Origin of the sequence: Wolbachia endosymbiont of Tribolium confusum, from assembly GCF_020405475.1 — a bacterium.
GTDB lineage: Bacteria > Pseudomonadota > Alphaproteobacteria > Rickettsiales > Anaplasmataceae > Wolbachia.
This window is the reverse complement of sequence record NZ_JAIZNT010000008.1, coordinates 54,432-71,657: the sequence shown is the minus strand read 5'-3', so window position 1 is coordinate 71,657 and position 17,226 is coordinate 54,432. Positions and strand designations below refer to the sequence as shown.

Below are 17,226 nucleotides of genomic sequence, written 5' to 3'. Positions count from 1 at the left end.
TCAAGCTCTCCTGATCTTTCTGAATAAATTTCGAGTCAGATATGCATAAATTCTATATAATTTTTATCCTACCACTACTAATTCGGTAAAATGGATCATATAGATATTATAAAGTCAAAATTATTGTTGTCCGACATAGTAGGAAAAAAAGTTAGGTTAATAAAAAGAGGAGATAGTTTTGTTGGACTCTGCCCATTTCATAACGAAAAAACTCCATCTTTTTCGGTCAGCAATGTTAAGGGCTTATATTACTGTTTCGGTTGCTCAGCTCATGGTGATGCGTTTGAATTTATTTCACAAACTGAGGGCTTAAGTTTTAAGGAAGCGTTGGAAAAATTGGCATCTGTTGCAGGTGTTGAGTTACCCAAAAACCTCAGCTTTGCTAAAGAAAATGACAAACTGTTTTCAGCACTGAATTTAGCTGCAAATTGGTTTACACAAAAAAATCAGGGAGTTGTAGATTATTTAAAGCAACGCAAGATTTCACTCAAAATCATAGATAAATTTAGAATAGGTTATGCACCAAGCTCTGGTTTGAGAGAATATTTGAACTCTTCAGGTATTGAAGACAAAATTTTGGCTAATGTTGGGTTGATAAATAGAAATTCTCGTGATTATTTCTATGATCGACTCATGTTCCCTATACAGAACATTGCAGGAAAAGTTATTGGCTTTGGTGGACGTGCGTTGAGTTCTGATCAACAACCAAAATATTTAAATAGCCCAGAGAGTCAGCTCTTTAAGAAAAGAGAAAATTTATATGGATTAAACTTTGCTTTGAGTGAAATACGCAAAAAACAGCATCTATTTGTTGTTGAAGGATATATGGATGTAATAGCACTACATCAAGCGGGAATTAGCAATACAGTTGCTCCGCTTGGTACCGCAATTTCTGCAGAGCAGATAAAAAATCTTTGGAAACTTGCTAAAGAAATTTCTATCTGTATGGATGGCGATAGTGCTGGATGTCATGCTGCTATTCGAATTGCAGAACTTGTTCTGCCGATACTGGAGCCTGGATACACATTGAAGTTCGTGACTTTGCCAAGCAACAAGGACCCATACGATATATGCAATGAACTAGAATATAAGACGGAAGATGTACTATCCGCTTTTAACCGCTCAACAGAACTGCACTCTGAATATTTATGGCATCACATAATTGGTAGCAATTTGCAAAATTATGAAAAATTTGCTCCGGAAAAATATTCAATTCTTGAGCACAAATTTATGGAATATGTAAATGCTATCAGTAACATCAGCATTAGAAGGTATTATAGAGATTATTTTTATAATAAGGTTAGTGAATTAAGAAGAAGCTTTAAAAAGCTGATTTTTAACAGCAAAGCAACAAAAGGTGAGTATCTTTACAATAAATCTCCAGAGCTAATTGAAGCAGAGCAAAATCAAGCCATAATTCTGCGTATAGTAATAGAGTTTCCTGAACTTTTAAACCATCCTATATTTTTTGAACAATTCTCCCATTTTGAATTTACTCATATGGAGATGAAAAAATTACAACAGTACATGATTAATATGGTAACTAGCGAGAGCAACTTTAATAAAGAAATTCTGCTACAGGAGTCTAGTGTTATAAAGTTTATATTTGAAAAAACTAATGTACTGAGCAGCCAATTAAATGAGAGAAAATCTGCAGAAATTGTATGGAATAACATAGTGTTACTAAAAGAATTAAATGTATTACAAGATGAAAAAATCAAAGCAAGGTTGAGCGGCAATTTAGATTTAGAGGAAAGGCTAATAGAACAAATAAAGCAAATAGAGGATAGTATACAAGAAATGCAAATGGAATTTATTCAAAAGTAGATGGCTTAAGATGTTCAAAATTATTAAAAAAACACTGTATTAGTAGTTGCTTAAAATAGCTTATTCTAGTATATTTTCAATTTATTTAATTACGACAAGTGTTTGCATTTCTCCCTCTCATTATTTTTTTAACTTTATATCTTGGTAGTGGTATTTATTTTTCTTTTATCGGGTTTGACAATCCTCTTCATCAAATTTCACCGTTAGTTTGCTTGTTACCAGCATTATTTTTTGCTTTTATATTCAATAAAAACAAAATTCAGCATAGCGTTGATACTCTTATAAAAGGTATGGGGAATAAAACTACTCTTACCGTGTGTTTGATTTTTCTTCTTGCAGGGGCATTTTCTACTGTTACTCAATCGCTTGGTAGTATAAATGTTATTGCTAGCTTAACTATTTGCTTTCTTCCAGCACAATTATTACTTCCTGGAATGTTTTTAATTTCTGCGTTTATTGCAAGTGCAATAGGCACATCAATTATAACACCAATAGCTGTGAATCTAGCACAAAATGGAGCTTTTGATTGTGCGGTGGGCGTTGGAGCTGTGATAGGTGGGTCTATGTTTGGCAGCAACCTTTCAATGATATCTGACACTACTATTGCTGCTACTTCTTCACAAGGAGCTTCAGTAAAGGATAAACTAAAACTAACCCTAAAGACAGGATCTGTTACAGGTCTTATAATACTTACTTATCTAGTAATGATTTCAAATAGCACAGAAGTTGTTTCTCTCTCAAGTCTGAATTATTTATCCATAGTCAAAATTATCCCTTATATATCTTTAATAATTATAGGTTTATTTGAAATAAACACACTGGTAACATTAGCTGTTAATATGGTTGTTGCTGGAATATTAGGAATAGCTTTTTTTGATTATTCTATTATTGATTATTCTCATGATATATGTAGGGGTTTTAATAAGATGAATGAGGTAATGATATTTATTCTTTTCAGTAGTGGATTAAGCCACTTAATGTACGAATACAGTCAGAAAAAGATAGATAAATTCACCGATGAGGTGAATCTCACAAGAAGTCAAGCTGAACTTATGATTGCAGGAATATCATCTATGTTTACTATTTTGGTTTCCAGCAATATTGTTGCTATTTTATTAACTAGTAATATTGCGAAAAGACTTGCACAAAGATATAACATTGCACCACACCGTAGTGCGTATTTATTAGAAATATTTACTGCGATCACAAAAAGTATCTTACCTTATGGTTCTCAAATATTGCTAGCAAGCAGCATTGCCTCTCTTTCACCTATTGCTGTACTAACAAAAGTATATTATTGTTTTGTTTTTGCAGCAGTTGCAATAAGTGAAATAGTTATTAATGGCAGACGTCATGCGGTTGTAGCTCCTCAATTACCACAAATATAACACAACTCTTTCTGTAGCTTTGTGGAAATTATGCTAACCATGGATGGCTTTCTTGCATAGTACTAACAGACATATGGTTTTAGAGTATCATTATAGGGATTTGGTATTAATAATTCAGGAATACTGGTAACATATAAATTCATAAAGGGTTTTGAGTTTTTTTGCTCTACCAAATGATCTTTACGAACTTGTTATTTATTATAAATGCAATAGGAAATACTATATAAGATATGATAGTAAATATAGGTCCTAATAGGAATACAGATTACAAGAGATAGGCGATGGAATTTCAAAGAGTTTGCAAATAATAGTTATTATTTGTAGAATATAGAGAAATTAGTAGAGATTTTAATAGGAAAATAATATGCCATCCATTACTTTTATTTTACCTGATGGAAGTAAGAAAAGTTATGAAGCTGCAGAGGGAGAAACTCTTCTTAATTTAGCCCATAGAAGTGATCCAGATCTGCTTGAAGGTGCATGTGAAGGTTCTCTTGCTTGCTCTACATGCCATGTGATTGTTGATCCAAAATTTTATGATGTTGTAGAAACACATAATCCTATATCTGATGAGGAAAATGACATGCTGGATCTAGCTTTCGATTTAACAGAGACATCGAGGCTTGGATGCCAAATAAAAATCACAAAAGATATTGACGGTTTGTGCGTAACCGTGCCCAGAGGTACAAGAAACATATCATTAGATAAACAAGGAAACGATGCGTAAGATTTTTATCTATATTGTCTTCTCTTTATCTTTGTTTATTCCTCTAGCGTATAGTGGTTTTTGGTATTTTTCTGCATTTAAGGTAAAAAGTCTTTTAACTGATTACATTAATGACGAAAAAGTTGATATTTCACATGATTTTAAGGGATTTCCTTTTAACCTAGTTTTTCGTGTAACGAATCCAAAATTTTCTAATGAGCAATTAACGGTTTCATCTGAAGCTTTAGTGATAAAAAACAGATTATTTGATAAGTCAGTATATATCTATATACCAAGCAATAAAGTAAACATTGCTGTCCGTAGTGATGAGAAAAAGAATATAAAGTGTCACACACACGTGAGTAGCCACTTTGTTGTTAAACTAAATGATTTACTATCTTCATTAAAATTCAACAGAAATAGCACTGTAATAGACTATATAGATACATTTCGTTACGAAGATTATGGATTAAAATGTGATGTTTTAGAAAATCAGCAAAGTGTTATAACTGAAGTGAATGATAAAAGTAATTACATTCAATTTCACTTTGATAAAGAACTGAATGAAAATACTAAACTAGAATTTGATTTTTATACTTACCGTTATAAACATACTGCAAGTCCTGAAAATTACCTTAGTGTTGACGCTAAATTAGATTATGAATTTGTAAACCATATTTCAGCTTCTAAGATTAATTTCAACATAGAAAAATTTTTGATTGAGAGTAATAACTTTTCTATTGCTGCGAATGGTGGAGTAAGTAATTACAATTTGGTTACATCTTCATTTGAAGATAAAATCAATGTAGCCATATCAAATTATAAAGAATTAATTTCGTTTGTGACTAATGATTCAAAGACTGCAGATAAATTGGAAAAATCAATATCTTCCTTATCAGAAAAAATCACTGATAACGACATTCAATTTTCAATAAAGTACGACAATAATGTAGGTTCAGGCTTTATTGGAAAATTATCCACTACTGATTTTATCACTCAATTCACCAAGAATGAGAATAGTAATTAGCTTACTTTTTACATTGATATTCCATTTAAGCATAAATGCTTTTACTTTGGATGATAAACTAAGAGACGAAAGCATGGAAGAGCGAGCAAGTAGCTTATTTGCAGTAATAAAGTGTCCAGTATGCTCTGGTGAATTATTATCCGAATCTGAGTCTCAAGTTGCATATGGTATGCGTAAGACAATTCGCAAGAAGATCAGTGATGGATATACTAACGAGCAAATAGTTTCAGAGTTAAAAAATTCTTATGGAGATTCAATTATCATTGTACCACCTGTAAAATCTAGTACCTACATTTTATGGTTTATTCCTTTTATAATTCTTCTTATTGGATGTTTTCTAATACGAAAATCAGTTCAGAAAATAGATAAAGTAGTAAAAAGATAACTATAGAGTAAAAGTGAGTTTACAACAAATGCAAGTAGCTACTATACGAACATTTGAGTTTAGATCAAAGATTGTAAGGTTAAATCTTCCATCCAAATAACCACGCACTCTACCTGCTTATCTGGGTAGACTTCTTGCACTAAGGTTTTATAGATTAACATTTGCTTTTTTATTTCATTTGATGAGGAAATAGAAACGTTATGGTGTGATTTATAGTCAATTATGATTGCTTTGTCTTCTGTTATGCACAGTCTGTCTAGCCGCACTAATACTGGTTTTCCGTCAATTGTTCCACTAAGTGGAATTTCTGATTTGCCCTCCAAGTCGAACAGGTAATCATATTTTTCATTAAAGGTTAATATTTTGCTGTAAATTTCATCCTTATCTTCACTAGTGTTTATGCTATCAAGATATTTCCTAACCCAATTTTTTCTCCTGTCTTTCTCTATCTTGGGCATATATTGCAATATACTGTGAATTATTAAGCCTCTTGCATAGCTGTCTGTCGTCCCAATGCTCCTTTTTGTCATTCCAGCATTCTCATCTGTCATCCCAGTGCTTGACACTGGCTTTTTTTCTCCAGGTTCCAGCGTCACGTGCTGCAATGACATTGATAGGTTTGATGGAGGTGAAATGACTGGAACGTCAAAATAATCACGTTTTTTATAAATAGAAGAGTAGTTTGCATTCATGCATAGTACTTCAACTTTTTCTTTAAATATTGGCTGTAAGTATATTTGTTTCTTCTCATATAATTCTCCATATTGAATAACTAGATCATACCAAGAGCCCTTTTGCACTGGCTCTTTGCCTAAAATGTATAACTCATCTTCAGCACGCGTGAGTGCCACGTATAGCAAACGCAAATATTCGTTATAATCCTCTAATTTTTTCTCTCTTTTTACTTGATTACAATAAGCATTATTATTTTTGCCACACCAAAATGGCGCTTCCGTTGCATCAAACACAATACTTTCGCTATTTCTTGGTACTGTATTTGTGTCAACTAAAAACACTATTGGAGCTTGTAGACCTTTTGACTTATGAATTGTCATTATTCGTACAGCATTGCGTTCTGATTGCATATCATTTTTAATCTCAGGATTATTTTCTTTGATCCACTGAACAAATGCTTGAAGAGATGGGTGCTCAAATTGCAATACGAGGTTCATAAATTCGTCTAGAACCTCGAAGCACTCAAGACCTAGCCTTGCAGCAAATTTCTTCTTGCCTTTACGCAATATATGCGTGAATAGTGTAAGAGGGGATTCTGTCTGAGATAAGTTAATCAGATAGTTTAATTCATTAGAGATAATCTCCTGATAATCTTGAAGTTTTTCCCACAACGACTGTTCTTTACGATCATATGCAATATTGAATAAATCATCCTCAGTAAAGTTAAATAGCGGTGATTTTAAAACATTTGCAAGAGCCAAATCATTTGCCTGAAGGAGTAAAAATTCGGCCAAAGCTATTAAGTCTTGCACAGCTATGTAATCCATGATTCTAAAATAATCTCGGCCTATAACTGGTACATTTACTTTTTTTAACTCACTTATTATGTAATCAACTAGCGCATTTCGCTGCCGTACCAAAATCATAATATCCCTTGGTTCTATATGACGATCTTTGGCGACTAAAATACACCCTTCGTTTAACCAATTGTGAATTCTGCAAGCTATTGCCTGAGCAAGCAATCGATCTGTTACTACATAATCTTTCCTCTGTGTTAATTGTAAGGCTTGATGCTCTTCCTCTTTATAACTTGGCAATAACGGCCAAATTTCAATGTACCCTTGATCATTTTCTCTATGCGGAATATGTTTTATCTCGTTATCATTGAAAGATATTTCTTCACGAAAGTTGTTAAATATCCTGTCTACAAGCATCAAAACTTCTGGAATTGAGCGAAATGACTTTTCAAGTTGGCATGATATCCAATCTCTACCACCGGTTTTTGTGTGAAAATACTGCTGCATGTAATTAAATAGATGGGGATTTGCTCCTTGAAATCTGTAAATTGATTGTTTTACATCACCAACAACAAATAAAGTTCTCTTTTCATCACCGCCGGTAAAAAATTCATTGCAGAGATTTGTTATAATTTTCCATTGACTAATACTATTGTCTTGTGCCTCGTCAACAAGAATGTGGTCTATTTTTTGGTCTAGATTAAACAATATCCAATCTTTATCGCCTGGATTGCTAAGGAGATTTGTTGCTAAATTGATGATATCATCATAATCAAGCAGTGCATTCTTTGATTTTTCATTATTATATAGATCAACATATACTTTAAATATACTAAGTAAACTACTGGTTCTTGCGAATATTTGATAAGAATTTATGTCCTTCACATGGGTAAACAATGCATTTTGAATGCTTTCTATCATTTGCTCTACGTCTTCAAATTTTTCCAAAGCACCCTTTGTTATAATGGATGATATGCTCTTTTTTTCGTACGATTCTGATTTGAGAAATACTTTAGCTAAGTTCTCTATCTTGTTGTCATCCCAGTGCTTGACACTGGGATCCATATTTCTTTTTTTCTGGATCCCAGTGTCAAGCACTGGGATGACAACATTTGGTACGGACGATTTTGTGCTATTACACCAATCATAAAGTATCGCACTGTAACTCTGATCTCTTTTGCTGCCCTCACTTAATATTTTAGCTAATCTTTTTATCTGCTCAATCGTTTCACTCTGTAAATCGTGAATCTTATCTGGGGCACTTAGTTTATCTTTGATATACCCTAAATTATTTTCTAGAGCTGATCTCTTTATACATAAGGTATAGAGTAAATCACTCAGCTTGTTTTCATCAATTTCAGCTGCAATGATATTTATATCGTCCTGCACAGTTTCATTATGAAGCGTTTTTTCAAATACGATGGAATGCAATTCTTTACATTCGCTCAACGTACAATTTGGAGCGATACCAGCTTCTGTAGGAAAGCTAGAGATTAACTTATAACAAAAGGCGTGTATAGTTTGAATAGTAAGACCAAGATTTTCCAGTTCAGAAAAAAGCCTTCTTGCTCTTGTTAAATAACGATCAAGAGCTTCATTTTTTCTGGATCCCTCCGTTATCCCAGCACTCTCCTTTGTCATCCCAGTGCTTGACACTGGGATCCATTCTTCCTTTTTTCTGGATTCCAGCGTCACGCGCTGGAATGACACCGATTCCTCACTTAAATGCAAGAGGTCTAGTTGTTCTAGATCCATTATTAATTCACTATCTGGACATATTGCCCACTTACTAAGTGTACTGTAAATGCGATCTTCCATTTCATTTGCTGCAGCATTGGTAAATGTTAAGCAGAGAATATTTCTCTTATTTTCTAATAAAAGTCTTAATACTCTGTCTATTAAGATTTTTGTTTTACCTGTACCAGCGGATGCACTTACCCATACAGAGAAGTTAGGATTGATGGCATTTAATCTCATTAAGAGTGTATAAAGTTTGACTGAAGTGGCATTTCTAAAGTATAGTAAATAAGGTAGTGTTAGTGAAGATATACAAATGGAAAGTTTTTGTGTAAAGGCTCCTGCAAAGATCAATCTTTTTTTGCATATTATAAATAGAGAAGAAAGAGGGTATCATTTTATTGAAAGTTTGGTTGTCTTTGCTAGGCTTTCTAATTTTTTAGAAATAAAAGTAGGAGAAAAAAATTTTAGATATGATAACTCTACAGTTGAATTTGTAAATTCTGAGTTTAAAATAAATTATCGATATAATACTATAACGAAAGCATTGAGTCTACTGCTTAGGCATGCTCCTGTACGCACTAAAGTCACTGTGAAGGTTGTAAAAAATGTACCAATTGTTGCGGGATTTGGTAGTGGTTCCTCAGATGCTGGAGCTGTGATACGTACGCTAGGAGAGCTGTGGGATATTGATAGGCAAATTTTAAGTGATATAGCTTTAAGCGTTGGTGCTGATGTACCTGCAAGTGTAGATAGTAAGCCGGTTTTTGTTAGAGGTGTTGGTGAGGAATTATGCCCCATTAAACAATGCTCTTTACCCACAAGTCTGGTACTTGTGAAACCAAAAAAAAAGTTTTTGAATACATCAGAAGTATTTTCCAAGTATAAAGAGGATTTCTCTCAGCCAATTAAGTGGAGTGATAACACTGAGGAGAATTTGTTAGAGCTTCTTAAAGAGACAAAAAATGACCTGCAAGAAGCAGCAATAAGTCTTGTACCTGAAATTCAGAATGTAATATCAACACTAGAGTCACAAGAAGGCTCTATACTTTCTCGTATGTCAGGTAGTGGTGTAGGGTGTTTTGGAATGTTTGATAGTGAAGAAAGTGCAAAAGCTGCAGCGGCAAACATCAAAAAGGAATATCCAGAATGGTGGGTGTGCGACACGGAATTAATGGTTTGATTTATGCCCTTAATTTCCAAGAAGAAAAATCTTATAGATGGTTACAGGGAAGAAAGATTTTGGGTAAATAATCAAGAATATCATGGCTCAATTATAATTTTTCCTGAAAAGGTGATTAAATTGAAAGAAAGTGATATAAATAACAAGGAGTATTTTAAATCTTTTTTAACAGAGGAAATAGAGATTTTGATAATAGGTACTGGTAAGATCGCGATTGTTCAATGAAGTCTTATCTTATGGAGCAAAAGAATTTAAATTTTGAATTTATGACGACGGGTTCTGCATGCAGAACCCATAACGTTTTAATATCTGAAGATAGATTTGTTGTCAGTTATCTGATAGCATGTTAGAGATATTTACACAGAGTTTTTTTATAAACAGTCTAATTGCGGTAATTATGATTAGCCTAGTCACAGGAGCTCTAGGGTCATTTATGATATGGCAAAGGTTATCGTATTTGGGTGATAGTTTGTCCCATTCTTCATTGCTTGGTATTGCACTTGCTTTGATCTTTAATATCAGCCCATCGGTAAGTATAATGCTCATTGCAATTATGTTTGCTATACTACTTTCTCTTAATTTTAATAAATTATACTCTGCTGATACGATATTGAACATAGTTACCAATGTAGTTTTATCATCGAGTTTAATACTTATGTCTTTTCTTCCATCAGGTAATAATAGTATTATTAGCTCACTTTTTGGTGACATATTAATGATTGACCAAAGTAATATAATATCAATTTTTCTAACCTCCGTAATAGTTACTTTGATATTAATATTTAGATGGCGCTATTGGCTGATGATTTCGATTAATCAAGATTTGGCAACAGTTGAGAAAGTAAATGTTAATTTTGTTAGGCTAGAATTTTTGATTATACTCGCTATCTTTATTGCAATTTCTGCTCAATTAATAGGAATATTACTCATTGCTGCATTTTTGTTAATACCTGCTGCATCAGCAAGACTCATTTCAAAAACTCCAATGCAAATGATTATTGTTGCAACAGTTTTTTCTGTGATTTCTGGAGTATCAGGTTTGATATTATCTGCAAGTTTTGACTTATTAACTGGACCTGCAATTATACTTATCGCAGCTGTGTATTTAATCATTGCTTATTTTATAAGATTGGTGTTAAGTAGATCGACTTAATTTTGGTCTCGGAAGTTCATAATTCATTAACAAATGAGTGTAACTATCTGAGCGTAAAGTAGTTTTTACTACATTGTTTTTATGTGCTAATTGTTAATTTGTGGAGTGAAAGATATGGCCGAAGGATTTTTTTCTAGATATATAGGACAGCCTATAAAAAATTTTTATAATTATGTTACAGGAAAGAAAGAAGTGTTAGATGATACGCAAAATACAACAAATCAAGAAAGCTCAGAATTTTTGGACATTGGCGTGCAATCAAGTGATGTACAATCAAATGAGAATGATATAATGTAGATGGCATGAGAATCACACCATCTAAAGTTAAAAAATTCCTCGAGAAACCTGATACTTTAAGTGGTGTATTAATTCATGGAAGTGACAATAGTAAAGTCGATATTTTCGTACAAGAAATAATTGCCAACTTGAATGAGTATTCAGTTCAGGTGATGGACTTTGCAGTAGTGAATAAGTCGCCTGGTTTGTTATTTTCCGAGTTGGCAAACATTTCGATGTTTACTAACAAAAGGTTAGTTAAGCTGATAAATGTCAGTGGAAGTATATCTAAAGAGTTAAAATACATATTGGATCATAATATAGGCGGTCATTATATAGTGATGATAGCAAATGATCTTCCATGTAATTCTGTAACTAAAAGTTATATGGAAAGTTCAAAAATTTTCGGTGTAATTACCTGCTATAAGGACAGCGGTAGTAATCTTTGTGATATTATATCAAGTTACTTGAAGCAAAATGATATAGAGTACACAAGTGAGATAATCTACCACTTGCAGTCTTACTTTAATCGTAGCAAACTGCCCATACATCGAGAGCTTGAGAAATTAGTTTTGTACCTAGGAGAGAGAAAAGACCTCAAACCTGCTGATATAGATCTATGCTTTTCAACCTCCGGCAATGATTATGTTACACTTGATAATTTGTGCTCTGCAATAGTGAATAAAGACATGGCACAATTCATTAAAATTTCCGATACATTGATATTACGAGAGAATTTTTCACCGATAGCATTAATCCGTATTATATCAAATTATTTTTTACGACTGGAAAGCGTTTTGCTATTAATACAAGGTGGAATGAATGAACAAGCTGCAATTGACCAGCTGAGTCCTCCATTGTTCTTTAAACAATTGCAGAGTTTTAAATCTCATTTGAAAAGCTTGCAACTTTCAGAACTTAAAGAGATCTTGGAAAAATTGATAAGCTTGGAAGTGGCCTGCAAAAAAACTGATCTAAATCATAAAATGATCTTTCAGCATGAGATTAACTATTGGTGTCATTCAAGTAGCTGACACTGGTTCTTTTTTTCTGGGTCACGCGCTGGAATGACAAGAAAAGGCTACGAAGATGTCATGCCAGTCTGGCATCCAGTAATTTTGAGGAGTATAATGGATTCCAGTACTTGAATGACAAGAAATCTAATATTTGCACATTCCCTGAACAGATACCTATTGGTGTCATCCAAATACATCCAGTGCATTTAAACCTTTTATATAATTCTTTGACTTTCTTCTAACCTTGCAACAATGCTCTCTTTACCGATAAAAATTAATAATTTAGCGAGTTCTGGACCTGTTTCTGTTCCTGTTAAAGCGAGGCGCAACTGCATAAATAGATCTTTTGCCTTTATATCAACTGTCTGTCGAATATTTTTAACCCACTCTGATAATGTGTTTTCATTACAATCACCTTGAGGTAATGCACTTAGCGCTATTTTTATAAACTCTTTATTAAGAACCACAGGCTCTATATTGTATTTACATACTTGCCACCATTTAGCCACCTCAGAAGACTTTTCTATATTGTTTCTTATAAAATACCAAAACTCCGAACCAATTTGACTTAAACGATCTTGCACCATTTCAAATGGCATTTGTTGCAGCACTTTGCTATTTAGCTTATACATTTCACTCAAGCTGAACTGTGCAGATGCTGAGCTAAATTTTTTAATATCAAATGAGTTAATTAAAGACTGCATATCAACATGAGCTTCTATCGGATCAGATGTACCAAGTTTTGCTAAATAGCTAGTTAGTGCCATTGGTTCAATCTCATCTTCTCTTATGGACTTGATATCCAGCCCACCTTTCCGTTTCGATATCTTGCTATCATCAAAATGTAGTAGGGAAAGGTGAGCAAATATAGGAATTTTCTCTTTTAATGCTTGAATCATTTGAGTCTGAACTGCGGTATTAGTTACATGATCTTCTCCGCGTACAACATGGGTTACATTAAAGTCAACATCATCAATGACAGAAGGTAGCATGTACGTATAAATTCCATCTTCTCTTTTGACTATAGGATCGCTGATGTGACTTGTTGCAATATTTATTTCGCCTTTAACTTCATCATTCCATTTTACAATTTCATTTCTATTCAATTTAAATCTAAAATGTGGTTTTCGTCCTTCTTGCTCATAACGAATTTTCTCTTGCTCAGTTAGAAGCAACGCACCTCTATCATAAATAGGGGGAAGTCCTTGTTTTAACTGCAATTTTCGTTTAGTGTCTAATTCTTCTCTTGTTTCATAACATGCATAAATATGACCTTCTTTCATTAACTGTAAGAACACCTCGTTATAGCGCTCAAAACGCTCTGATTGCTTAAAACTTGAATTCCAATTTATGCCAATCCATTTTAGGTCTTCTATGATATTATCTACATATTTGATATCTGAACGCTCAAGATCAGTATCATCAAAACGTAGTAAAAATTTTCCATTTTGATTACGTGTGTACATCCAACAAATGAGTGCAGTGCGTATATTTCCTACATGTAGATAGCCAGTTGGGCTTGGAGCGAATCTTGTTAGCATTTAAATGATTACTTTAGTTTATTTAATTTTATATAAATGTACTGCTAAAGCAAGATTCTTCTTTGTCTTGGTGTTAGTTGCTACAAAGTACAGCGAACATGAAACCTTTTTGTTAGAGTTCCATGATCTGCCTAAAATACTCTGAAAGCACGGCTTTAGTTATTTACTCTAAATATATTATACGTATACTTGTTATTAAATTAAATTTGAAATGATAAGAAATGAGTGAATTTAAATCGATCCGCAATATTGCAATAATTGCACACGTTGACCACGGAAAAACTACTTTACTTGATAACATGTTAAAACAAAGTGGCACGTTTCGTGAGAATCAAGAAGTTCAAGAACGAGTGATGGATAGTGGTGATCAAGAACGTGAACGTGGAATTACAATACTTGCAAAATGTACGTCAATAATGTGGGGTGATGAGAAAATCAATATCATTGATACACCAGGACATGCGGATTTTGGTGGAGAAGTGGAAAGGGTGCTCTGCATGGCAGATGGTGTATTACTACTGGTTGATGCTGCAGAAGGTCCAATGCCACAGACTAAGTTTGTGTTGTCAAAAGCACTAAAGGCAAATTTAAAACCGATTGTGATAATCAATAAGGTTGATCGACCAGACAGCAGAATTGATGAAGTACTAAATGAAATATATGAGTTATTTTTTAACCTTGATGCAACCAACGAGCAACTAGATTTTCCAGTACTCTATGCTTCAGGTAGAAATGGTTGGTGTGCTAAGGAGCTATCTGATGAGAGAAAAGATTTAAGCCCATTATTTTCAACGGTGATAGATTACATAAAACCTTCCGTTTATGATCAAAATGCACCTTTTGCTATGCTAGTTACTTTACTTGAATCTGATAAATTTCTTGGCAGAATATTGACAGGAAAGATTTACCAAGGAATCGCACAAGTTAACTCAGATCTTAAGGTAATTGATCTTGATGGTCAAGTGGTTGAGCGAGGGAGATTAACTAAGTTACTCTCATTTTCTGGCTTAAAACGCGTTCCAGTAGAGCAAGCTGTAGCTGGTGATATCATTGCCATTGCAGGACTTGAGAAAGCTTCAGTTTCAGACACTATAGCAGCATCAGAAGTTACAACTGCGATCAGCTCAACTCCAGTTGACCCGCCAACAATGGCGATTACTATAAGCGTTAATGATTCACCTTTTGCTGGGCAAGAGGGAACAAAACTTACCTCAACGGTTATAAAAGATCGTTTATATGCAGAAGCAGAAACAAATGTTGCAATTACTGTAACTTTGGCTCCAAGTGGTGAAGCATTTGAAGTGGGTGGACGTGGTGAGTTGCAGCTTGGGGTACTGATTGAAAATATGAGAAGAGAAGGTTTTGAACTTTCAGTTTCACGGCCTCGAGTGCTGTTTAAAGAAGAAGATGGCAAAAAACTTGAACCTATAGAGGAAGTAGTAATTGATGTAGATGATGAGTATAGTGGAATCGTCATGGAAAAACTTAGCTTTCGAAAAGGTGAAGTAACTGACATGAGACCTTCTGGTAGTGGCAGAACTAGGTTGACATTTTTAGTGCCATCAAGGGGATTAATTGGCTATCAAGGAGAATTTTTAACTGATTCTCGCGGCACTGGTATAATCAACCGTTTATTTCACAGTTATGTTCCACATAAAGGTTCAATTTCCGGAAGGCGTAATGGGGTTTTAATTTCAACAGACAAAGGCGAAGCAGTAGCGTATGCAATTTTCAATCTGCAAGATAGGGGAATTATGTTTGTTAAGCCGCAGGATAAAGTATATTGTGGCATGATTGTCGGTCAGCATAGCCGTGACAATGATTTAGAGATAAACGTGCTGAAAGGTAAACAATTAACCAACGTAAGAGCTTCAGGTAGTGATGAAGCGATAAAACTCACTCCACCAAAGATAATGACATTGGAGGACATGATAGCGTATATAGATGATGATGAATTGGTAGAAGTAACTCCAAAGTCTATACGTCTGCGCAAGAGATTCCTCGATCCAAATGAACGTAAACGTGCAGGAAGGGCGAAGAATAAAGAGTGATCAACGTTCCTGATAAAAATCTGAATCCCAGTGTAACTACTTGCATGATAGGAGAAGAAGTACTGTCACGACATTATTGATACTGGGCTTTTTTGCACTCTGTTGAACGGACACTGATTAAGTTCTTCTATTTTCTTGTAGTCTATGAGAAATAGATACATTATCTAATGCAGTTCTAACATTAGTACCGTTCTGATGAATAACTACAGATAGCTCAAAAGCATTTAAAGTATATTCAACATATGGAGACAGTACAGTACTTACTGCAATAAAGACTTCTTGTAGTATACCACTATTTCGAGCTTGTATCAAAATAGAATTGATACATTCGTTATTACCTTTATATATAGCAAAGGCAAGTGGTTTGATGACATACGTCAGGCCTGGAAACTGCACAATATCTTTAGAAGCAAGGATATTGTGCAGTATACCACTATATTGAGCCTGCATTAAAATAGAATTGATACATTCGTTATTACTTCTATGTATAGCAAAGTTAAGTGGTGTGATGATATACGTCAGACCTGGAAACTGCACAATATCTTTAGAAGCAAGGATATTGTGCAGTATACCACTATATTGAGCCTGCATTAAAATAGAATTGATACATTCGTTATTACTTCTATGTATAGCAAACGCAAGTGGTGTCAAAGTGTAAGTATAACCTCTTATTGTATAGTTCATAGTACTTGAAGTCTTAAGAATTTCTTGCAGTATACCTTTGTTGTTAGAGTGTGTTAAAATAAGATCAACAGATTCATTATTATCTTTATATATAGCAAGGTTCAGCAGTGTTAGAGTGCGTCCCCCACCTCTTGGAAATCGTGTAGTATATCCAACTGTAAGAACTTTTAGTAAATCATTCTCTGAGGCTGCTTCTAAAATATTATTAATGCTCTTTCTATTCCATATGGCCCTTTTTAACTGAAAATACAAATCTTTTTGTTTTCGTGTTAAATTTTGATGATTTAGCATATTTTTGTAACCTCGCTTTAAAGTCAATGTAGTTTAATTATTAAAATTAATGTGTCAATATACGCTAGAATAATATTAAAGGGTTTTTTAGAGAGCGTATATAGACAATGAAAGTACACTTGATCCGAATGAACGTAAGCGTGCAGGAAGGGCGAAGAATAAGGAGTAATCAACGTTCCTGATAAAAATCTGGATGAGCTACTCGGATAACACCATCATAAAGGGAACCAGTGTCAGTTACTTGAATGGCAGCAGCAGGTACTGGGATGACAAGAGAAGGCTACAAAGGTGTCATGCAAGTAGCTGACACTGGCATCCAGATTTTTTATAATCATCGAAAACATTGTATTTTAACATTACTTTTATACTTATAAGTTTCTAGGCACTGGATTTGTTGTAGACTTACTATTTACTCTATCACTTTACCTTCTTATTTTACCACTCTCCTGCCTATATATTTTTATATGAGGCTTTTTGCGAAAATTTTGC

General features: G+C 33.9%; 13 protein-coding genes and 1 pseudogene. 11 read left to right on the top strand and 3 right to left on the bottom strand.

Annotation, left to right across the window (positions count from 1 at the left end; translation table 11 throughout):
- Positions 1-90: 90 nt before the first annotated feature.
- The 5 genes from dnaG to LEM02_RS05650 all read left to right on the top strand — a co-directional run bounded on the left by dnaG (position 91) and on the right by LEM02_RS05650 (position 5,333).
- Positions 91-1,827 carry a DNA primase gene (gene dnaG / locus LEM02_RS05670; protein ID WP_226080476.1) on the top strand — a complete coding sequence of 579 codons (1,737 nt, stop codon included), beginning with the start codon at positions 91-93 and terminating at the stop codon, positions 1,825-1,827.
- A 98-nt stretch (positions 1,828-1,925) separates the two neighbouring features.
- Complete coding sequence (locus LEM02_RS05665) at positions 1,926-3,215, top strand: Na+/H+ antiporter NhaC family protein (protein WP_226080474.1); 1,290 nt, start codon at positions 1,926-1,928, stop codon at positions 3,213-3,215.
- A 364-nt stretch (positions 3,216-3,579) separates the two neighbouring features.
- On the top strand, positions 3,580-3,942 hold the full coding sequence (locus LEM02_RS05660) for a ferredoxin family 2Fe-2S iron-sulfur cluster binding protein (RefSeq protein WP_226080472.1): 363 nt from the start codon (positions 3,580-3,582) through the stop codon (positions 3,940-3,942).
- Positions 3,935-4,948 (top strand): hypothetical protein, encoded by a 1,014-nt coding sequence (locus tag LEM02_RS05655; protein ID WP_226080470.1) that lies wholly within the window; start codon positions 3,935-3,937, stop codon positions 4,946-4,948. The genes LEM02_RS05660 and LEM02_RS05655 overlap by 8 nt, the downstream gene beginning before the upstream one ends.
- A complete protein-coding gene (locus LEM02_RS05650) occupies positions 4,932-5,333 on the top strand; it encodes a cytochrome c-type biogenesis protein (RefSeq protein ID WP_010401557.1) in 402 nt (133 codons plus the stop codon). Before LEM02_RS05655 ends, LEM02_RS05650 begins: the two co-directional genes overlap by 17 nt.
- Before the next feature lie 59 nt (positions 5,334-5,392).
- On the opposite strand, the gene LEM02_RS05645 is transcribed toward LEM02_RS05650, so the two are convergent.
- Complete coding sequence (locus tag LEM02_RS05645) at positions 5,393-8,782, bottom strand: UvrD-helicase domain-containing protein (protein ID WP_226080464.1); 3,390 nt, start codon at positions 8,780-8,782, stop codon at positions 5,393-5,395.
- Between the two features lie 76 nt (positions 8,783-8,858).
- Here LEM02_RS05645 and LEM02_RS05640 point away from each other — a divergent pair, with 76 nt between their 5' ends.
- The 5 genes and pseudogenes from LEM02_RS05640 (at position 8,859) to holA (ending at position 12,188) form a co-directional block, all read left to right on the top strand.
- Entirely contained in the window at positions 8,859-9,725 is an 867-nt protein-coding gene (locus LEM02_RS05640; RefSeq protein ID WP_226080463.1) for a 4-(cytidine 5'-diphospho)-2-C-methyl-D-erythritol kinase, read from the top strand.
- Positions 9,726-9,728: 3 nt separating this feature from the next.
- Positions 9,729-10,075 (top strand): annotated as a pseudogene (locus LEM02_RS06855) (Mth938-like domain-containing protein).
- Positions 10,069-10,878, top strand: a complete 810-nt coding sequence (locus LEM02_RS05630; RefSeq protein WP_015588476.1) for a metal ABC transporter permease — start codon at positions 10,069-10,071, stop codon at positions 10,876-10,878. The pseudogene LEM02_RS06855 and the gene LEM02_RS05630 overlap by 7 nt, the downstream one beginning before the upstream one ends.
- 114 nt (positions 10,879-10,992) lie before the next feature.
- The gene (locus LEM02_RS05625; RefSeq protein ID WP_226080460.1) at positions 10,993-11,175 is read left to right on the top strand and encodes a hypothetical protein; all 183 of its coding nucleotides are present in this window, start codon (positions 10,993-10,995) and stop codon (positions 11,173-11,175) included.
- A 5-nt stretch (positions 11,176-11,180) separates the two neighbouring features.
- The gene (holA, locus tag LEM02_RS05620; RefSeq protein WP_226080458.1) at positions 11,181-12,188 is read left to right on the top strand and encodes a DNA polymerase III subunit delta; all 1,008 of its coding nucleotides are present in this window, start codon (positions 11,181-11,183) and stop codon (positions 12,186-12,188) included.
- A 197-nt stretch (positions 12,189-12,385) separates the two neighbouring features.
- Here the strand turns inward: holA and gltX are convergent, their stop codons facing one another.
- Positions 12,386-13,711, bottom strand: a complete 1,326-nt coding sequence (gene gltX, locus LEM02_RS05615) for a glutamate--tRNA ligase (RefSeq protein WP_226080456.1) — start codon at positions 13,709-13,711, stop codon at positions 12,386-12,388.
- 221 nt (positions 13,712-13,932) lie between these two features.
- On the opposite strand from gltX, the gene typA reads away from it, so the two are divergent.
- Positions 13,933-15,762, top strand: coding sequence for a translational GTPase TypA (typA, locus tag LEM02_RS05610; protein ID WP_226080454.1), 1,830 nt, complete (start codon positions 13,933-13,935; stop codon positions 15,760-15,762).
- Positions 15,763-15,879: 117 nt separating this feature from the next.
- On the opposite strand, the gene LEM02_RS05605 is transcribed toward typA, so the two are convergent.
- On the bottom strand, positions 15,880-16,737 hold the full coding sequence (locus LEM02_RS05605; RefSeq protein WP_226080452.1) for a WD_0033/WD_0034 family tandem repeat-containing protein: 858 nt from the start codon (positions 16,735-16,737) through the stop codon (positions 15,880-15,882).
- Positions 16,738-17,226: the final 489 nt, after the last annotated feature.

Coding starts and splice junctions, on each gene's coding strand:
- dnaG (WP_226080476.1), top strand. CDS start 91: ATGGATCATATAGATATTATAAAGTCAAAATTATTGTTGTCCGACATA.
- LEM02_RS05660 (WP_226080472.1), top strand. CDS start 3,580: ATGCCATCCATTACTTTTATTTTACCTGATGGAAGTAAGAAAAGTTAT.
- LEM02_RS05655 (WP_226080470.1), top strand. CDS start 3,935: ATGCGTAAGATTTTTATCTATATTGTCTTCTCTTTATCTTTGTTTATT.
- LEM02_RS05650 (WP_010401557.1), top strand. CDS start 4,932: ATGAGAATAGTAATTAGCTTACTTTTTACATTGATATTCCATTTAAGC.
- LEM02_RS05645 (WP_226080464.1), bottom strand. CDS start 8,782: ATGAGATTAAATGCCATCAATCCTAACTTCTCTGTATGGGTAAGTGCA.
- LEM02_RS05640 (WP_226080463.1), top strand. CDS start 8,859: ATGGAAAGTTTTTGTGTAAAGGCTCCTGCAAAGATCAATCTTTTTTTG.
- LEM02_RS05630 (WP_015588476.1), top strand. CDS start 10,069: ATGTTAGAGATATTTACACAGAGTTTTTTTATAAACAGTCTAATTGCG.
- LEM02_RS05625 (WP_226080460.1), top strand. CDS start 10,993: ATGGCCGAAGGATTTTTTTCTAGATATATAGGACAGCCTATAAAAAAT.
- holA (WP_226080458.1), top strand. CDS start 11,181: ATGAGAATCACACCATCTAAAGTTAAAAAATTCCTCGAGAAACCTGAT.
- gltX (WP_226080456.1), bottom strand. CDS start 13,711: ATGCTAACAAGATTCGCTCCAAGCCCAACTGGCTATCTACATGTAGGA.
- typA (WP_226080454.1), top strand. CDS start 13,933: ATGAGTGAATTTAAATCGATCCGCAATATTGCAATAATTGCACACGTT.
- LEM02_RS05605 (WP_226080452.1), bottom strand. CDS start 16,737: ATGCTAAATCATCAAAATTTAACACGAAAACAAAAAGATTTGTATTTT.